Raw genomic sequence first — 6469 nt, 5'->3', positions numbered from 1 at the left:
GAGAATACGCTTTCATTAGGTTTGACTACAACAATGATATTTTATTGTACCTCATTACAGCGGAATCCGCTGTATCAATTCCGGTTGCATCGGAATGATTTAAGCGCAGAGAACGCAGAGGAAGAGAAGAGAGAGATGAATACAGGACGATGAAGGGCGGATTTGATATTACTTAAACATCCGGGTTGTGCCACTCTCGCTCGATTCTCTCTAAATCCTTCGTGGCTCCCAATTGTTCAAAGATTTGATGGGCTGTGTTGTAATGTTGTTGGGCAAGCTCTGGGTTGCTGCGTTTGCGTTCAAGTCGTGCTAAATCGTAGTTGGCCTCGGCAATTTTGCTAGGTTCTCCTAGTTCTTCTAACTTCGCTAAAGACTCTTTTAAAAGGGGTTCTGCTGCATCCAAGTTACCCCTAAGCATCTCAATTTCTCCCAAACAACCGATCAAACTTGCCATACCAGAGCGATCGCCCAATTCTGTCCTTAATTCCAAACATTTTCGATACAATCTCTCTGCTTCATCCCAATTGCCGCGATTTCGCTCGAGCTCTCCCAATAGTCCCCAACTTTTTGCTATACCAGAGCGATCGCCCAATTCTGTCCTTAATTCCAAAGATTGCCGATACAATCTCTCTGCTTCATCCCCATTGCCCCGATTTCCCTCGATATCTCCCAATCTTCCCCAACTTGTTGCCATACCTGAGCGATCGCCCAATTCTGTCTGAACTTCCAAACATTGCCGATACAATCTCTCTGCTTCATCCCAATTGCCGCGATTTCGCTCGATATCTCCCAATAGTCGCCAACTTGTTGCCATACCAGAGCGATCGCCCAATTCTGTCTGAACTTCCAAACATTGCCGGTACAATCTCTCTGCTTCATCCCAATTGCCCCGATTTCCCTCGATATCTCCCAATAGTCCCCAACTTGTTGCCATACCACGGCGATCGCCCAATTCTGTCTGAACTTCCAAAGATTGCCGATACAATCTCTCTGCTTCATCCCAATTGCCGCGATTTCGCTCGATATATCCCAATAATCCCCAACTTATTGCCATACCAGAGCGATCGCCCAATTCTGTCATTAATTGCAAACATTGCCAGTACAATCTCTCTGCTTCATCCCAATTGCCGCGATTTCGCTCGAGCTCTCCCAATAGTCCCCAACTTTTTGCCATACCAGAGCGATGGCCCAATTCGCTAAAAATCTGTAAAGCTTGTTGATAATAACGCTCAGCTTCAGTCAGATTCCACATTTCCTGTGCCACCCATCCTAACTGCTGGTAGGTGCTTGCTTGAGAGTAAATATCTCCTATTGCTTGTTCAATTGCTAAACATTGCTGATATAAAACTGTTGCCTGTTGCCAATCTTGCAAATCCTCATAGACATTCCCCAAATTATACAAAGCATTAGCTTTACCGCGACGGTTTCCCAGTGTGCGGCTAATTTCCAGCGATGCTTGATAGTTACTGATTGCCGCCGAAAATTGTCCCTCTTGCTCGTAAGATTCACCCAATTCATTGTAAACTTCAGCTTGCAGCGATAAATTTTCCGATTCCTTTGTCAACTCCAAAGCTTTTTCTAAATACTCCCTCGCTTTAACTGGCTTTCCTTGACTGAGATAAGCAACTCCCAGTTGATGTAAAATATTGCTGCAAGCACTAGGATTTCTTTCAGATCCAGAATGACTCGGATTGTACTCCATCAACAAAGACTCTAAAAGTTCAATTCGTTCTTGCTTTTCAGGCGTTTGTAATGTACTAAAACTCCTTTCCGAATCCAGAGTCCTAGCAACGGCATCATCTCTAGTAAATTGAGTAGTTTTAAATAGAAATACCCCCGATTTCCACGCCCAAAAATCCGGTGCAAACTTCGCCAAACGAGTAATCGCATAGTCCGGCAAAACAAACAGCATCGGATGCGGAACGCTGCTTTTATAAGCATCTCGCACAAAATTGAGGTCTTGTAAAACCGGAGGATATTCGCCAAATTTGCCAATAGATTTTTCCAATCCCCGCACAATTAAAACTAATTCTTTATTTGCCTCTCGCTTAATTGTCGGTAAAATTTTGACAATTTCGTCTCTGAGAAAGCGCAAATTTTCATCAAAATTCAAAACTTCAAATTGATTTTCTTGAGAAATAGGATGATTTTTCAAACCCTCAATTAACCAATCAGCTTCTTCATTAAAATTAACTTCTACAAACCCAATCGTAAACTTGTCAGAAAAATCAACAAACGTCAACAGTTCAGTAAATGTCTGCTGATTTACCGCTAGAAACTGCCCAATTTTTAAATTCCGATTATTCAGGGTTAACATTGGATTGTCGGGCATCTCGAAGAGCTTTTTGGAATTCTTCATTTTGCTTCACCACCGGATTCGGATAGTTCCATCGATTTTTGCCGTTATATTCCAAAACCGAAAGATTAAATAATATTAATTCACTAATTTCATCTTTATTAATATTTTTCGTTAAACAAACTTGAGCTAAAACTGGATAATGATTTTGTGGGATGAACCGCTCAAAATTAAATTGTTCTTGTTTGACTGCATAGGTAACATCTTCAGCCATTATTTTAGCATGACTGCGACCGCTGGCGGTTATGCAAGCAGTCCGCATCATCTGCATGAGTTGACGCACGTGACCGCCGCTGGCTTTTGCTAATTCCAGCAATTGTTCGCGAGACTCAAAGATTTTGTCAACTTCAACCCGACGTTCGACTAAACTAGCCATAGCATTTAAGCTAACTTCGTTGTAGTTTAAGTCACAGCTATCTCGATTAAATTCATAAATATTGACCATTGGGACAATGTGAGGACAGTCAAAATTCTTTATGGCATTTTGAGGCGAGTAAAGAACTGAAAGTGGAACAGTGTAAATTATCGTACAGTTCAGTTCTTGAAGTTGAGCCGCATAGTCAAAAAATAAATGGTTTGCCACATTTGGAGGAACGCGGTCTAAATTATCAAATATAATCAGAAAGCCTTTATAACTAGGAAACTTCTTTCGCAATTTTTTAACAGCATCATTTAACAGCAAGTTGATATCTGCTTTTAATCGTGAAATATCTTTTTCTAAAGTTTGGCGAATTGTTTTTTTCTGCTTATCTGAGCCTTTGATTTGTGCCAGTAACTTAACCAATAACTTTGCTAAAAAGGGAGCTTCTGGCCCCAAGGTTGCTTCTCCTTCGATGCTTACGGAACTTTCCACAGTCTGTTCTGTTTCTTCAGTGACCTCCTTAAACCAAGCCTCAAAATTATCCATCAGCCGACTATCTAATTTCAGCTTCAGCCGCCGCATTTCAAACTCAACTTGCTTGATAGCGATTAAATAGAAATCAGTATAACTTACATCATTAATATCTGTTTCTTCGTCCACCTCCAGATAAATGACGCTATAATCTTTTTCCCAGTGCTTTTGAATTCGCTTCAATTCGGTGCTTTTGCCGCAGCCCCGATGCCCTGTAAACAGGATTGTAGTAAACTGTTCGGGTTCTTGAAAGTCTAAAATGTTACTGACACCTGCGATCGCTTCGGTTTTGCGAACCTCTGATAAATCAACATAATAGCGATCGAGGTCATCGCCTTCTAATGGTTCAACATTACAAACTCGAAAAGCCGTTTTGAGGGTCGTTGCGCGGTTGATAGGATGAGTAGTCATAGGTTTTTAATTTAGTAAATTTGTTGCAGGGAACCTGAATAATGTATCAAAGTTAAGTTGTTTATGTACTTGTATTTTAGCAAAATAGGTTCGCAGTCAGGACTTTAGTCCTGAGAAAAGAAAGGACTGAAGTCCTTACTACAAACTAATGGGTAATATACCAGTTTTCAGCCGAGTGAAGTACAGATTCAACGGTAGGGAAACGGCACTGCCGTGTCCTCGCTCCTGTCAACGGTAGGGAAACGGCCTTGCCGTGTCCTCGCTCCTGTCAACAAGGGCGTTAAACCCTCAGTCCGGCAGGGGTTGAAACCCCTGCCTCAAAGCTAAAGTCCTCTTAAGAGGGCTGAGAAAAAGACTTGTAAACTGATTAGTCCTCTTCAGAGGACTTTCGCTATTAGACAGGGAATTCATTCCCTGGCGGACTGCCGGGTAGGCGGGAGGACTGGCGGACGAAAAGCTTAAGTTGACACCAATGGGTACGGCGCCGTGTCCGTACTGTAAATCCTACCAACTAAGGCAAATCCGTGCTCCCCATCAGATAAAGGTCGCACTCCCGGGCCACGCCCCGCCCTTCGTTAATCGCCCAAACAACCAAACTCTGTCCCCGGCGACAGTCACCAGCCGCGAAAACTCCCGGAATGCTGGTTGTATATTTTTCGTGCTCAGCTTTCACATTGCTGCGCGCGTCCCGTTCCAATCCCAGCGCATCCAGCAAGGGCTGTTCCGGGCCGAGGAAGCCCATCGCTAGCAAGACAAGCTGTGCGGGCAACACTTTTTCGGTGCCCGGGATGTGGTTTGGAATGAACTGCCCTTTCTCGTTTTTCGCCCACTCCACCTCAACGGTGTGCACAGCTTTGACATTGCCGTTTTCGTCGCCCTCGAACTTTGTCGCCGTGGTGAGATAGCCGCGGGGGTCGTCGCCGAATTTGGCTGCTGCTTCTTCTTGGCCGTAGTCGAGGCGGTAGACTTTCGGCCATTCCGGCCAGGGATTGTTGGCGGCGCGTTCCGAGGGCGGTTTGGGCAGGATTTCTAGCTGTACCAGGCTTTTGCAGCCGTGGCGGATGGAGGTACCCACGCAGTCGGTACCGGTGTCGCCGCCGCCAATGATCGCGATATCTTTGCCTTCGGCGGAGATGAAGTTATCGTTTGTGCTCTTGTCTAAAACTGCTTTGGTGTTCGCAGTCAGGAAGTCCATTGCGAAGTGGATGCCTTTTAATTCCCGGCCGGGGATGCCCAAGTCGCGGGGTTTGGTGGCGCCGGTACAGAGCACAACGGAGTCGTATTCTTTTAGCAGTTGTTCTGCTGGTAAGTCTTTGCCGACTTCGGTGTTGCAGACGAATGTCACCCCTTCGTCTTCAAGGACTTTCAGGCGGCGCATCACGACTTGTTCTTTGTCTAGCTTCATGTTGGGGATGCCATACATTAGCAGGCCGCCTGGTCGATCGGCTCTTTCGTATACTGTTACCCAATGACCGGCTTTGTTGAGTTGCGCGGCGGCGGACAAACCGGCAGGGCCAGAACCGATGACGGCGATTTTTTTGCCGGTGCGTTTGGCTGGCGGTTCGGCGGTAATCCAGCCTTCATCCCAGCCTTTATCGATAATTGCGGCTTCGATATTTTTAATTGTCACCGGCGGGTTGTTGATGCCGAGCACGCAAGCGCCTTCGCAGGGTGCGGGACAGACGCGGCCGGTGAATTCAGGGAAGTTGTTGGTTTTGTGGAGTCTGTCTAGGGCTTCTTTCCACAGTCCGCGATATACGAGGTCGTTCCATTCGGGGATGAGGTTGTTAATCGGGCAGCCGCTTGCCATGCCGCTGATAATTGTGCCCGTGTGGCAAAACGGAATGCCACAGTCCATGCAGCGCGCGCCTTGGGTGCGGAGTTTGTCCTCATCCATCGGTAGGTGAAATTCGTCCCAGTTGTGGACTCTCTCGACTGGTGAGAGTTCAGAGGGCAATTCGCGCAAGAATTCGATAAAGCCTGTTGGTTTTCCCATACTGGTGTTCTGGTTAGAATTTACTATTCTGTCGGTTTCTCAAAGGTGAAGCTGGCGGGCTTCTGAATTAACTATTGTGATCTAAATTGTGTGCGATCGCACCTGAGATTGAGCAATTCCTACCTGAAATCTTCAATATCGCCGGGAGTCGGGGAATTGTCGGCAGCCGTAAAATATAGATCGACACCCAAGAAACGGGGTTTTTTAGGGGAATTAAAAGTTTTAAAGGTTTTGATGCAGTATTTTCGTCCCTCAAACCCGGTTTCTGCGTAATTTCAGCATTGCTTACTCTGGGACGATCGCATTTACCGCTACAGCCACATCTCGAAACGCTGACGGCTTAACTCGGACGGCCCGCCAGCCTCAACTTTGAAACGCAGTCCCCATCTGGAGAGCATCGAGATCCTATACAAAAAGTTACAGACCTTGCAAAATAATATTTTCAGGATATACTACTGTAAATCTGTCAGATAAGCGGAGTTTACTTTTTTAACTCCTAAAATAGGTAAATAAACTCATGAGCATTACAGTTCAGAACGTATCGAAACACTTCGGCTCCTTCCATGCAATTGACAACGTGAATTTGGAAATTAAAAGGGGTTCTTTAGTCGCGCTGTTGGGACCTTCTGGTTCCGGGAAATCGACTCTGCTGAGGATGATCGCTGGGCTAGAACCGCCGGACAGCGGTCATATTTACCTGATCGGTGAAGATGCTACTCATCAGTCGGTGCAGGAACGGCATATCGGTTTTGTGTTTCAGCACTACGCTTTGTTCAAACACATGAGTATTCGGAAAAATATTGCTTTTGCGATG

Annotated in this window: 4 protein-coding genes; 1 reads left to right on the top strand and 3 read right to left on the bottom strand. The window is 45.5% G+C overall.

The annotated features are described in order from the left end of the window. Nucleotides 1–172 precede the first annotated feature (172 nt). From QUA38_RS26625 to gltD, 3 genes are all read right to left on the bottom strand, one after another. On the bottom strand, nt 173–2359 hold the full coding sequence (locus QUA38_RS26625; protein WP_333167209.1) for a tetratricopeptide repeat protein: 2187 nt from the start codon (nt 2357–2359) through the stop codon (nt 173–175). After that, nucleotides 2301–3659 carry a P-loop NTPase fold protein gene (locus tag QUA38_RS26620; RefSeq protein ID WP_333167207.1) on the bottom strand — a complete coding sequence of 453 codons (1359 nt, stop codon included), beginning with the start codon at nt 3657–3659 and terminating at the stop codon, nt 2301–2303. The genes QUA38_RS26625 and QUA38_RS26620 overlap by 59 nt, the downstream gene beginning before the upstream one ends. A 511-nt stretch (nt 3660–4170) precedes the next feature. Next, nucleotides 4171–5655: a glutamate synthase small subunit gene (gene gltD / locus QUA38_RS26615; RefSeq protein ID WP_333167206.1), complete on the bottom strand. Its 1485-nt coding sequence runs from the start codon at nt 5653–5655 to the stop codon at nt 4171–4173. A gap of 517 nt (nt 5656–6172) precedes the next feature. On the opposite strand from gltD, the gene QUA38_RS26610 reads away from it, so the two are divergent. Further along, the coding region (locus QUA38_RS26610) for an ATP-binding cassette domain-containing protein (protein ID WP_333167204.1) at nt 6173–6469 on the top strand (297 nt) is incomplete at its 3' end.

This window comes from Microcoleus sp. Pol12B4 (genome assembly GCF_036701385.1).
Lineage (GTDB): Bacteria > Cyanobacteriota > Cyanobacteriia > Cyanobacteriales > Microcoleaceae > Microcoleus.
This window is presented reverse-complemented; position numbering and strand designations above follow the sequence as displayed.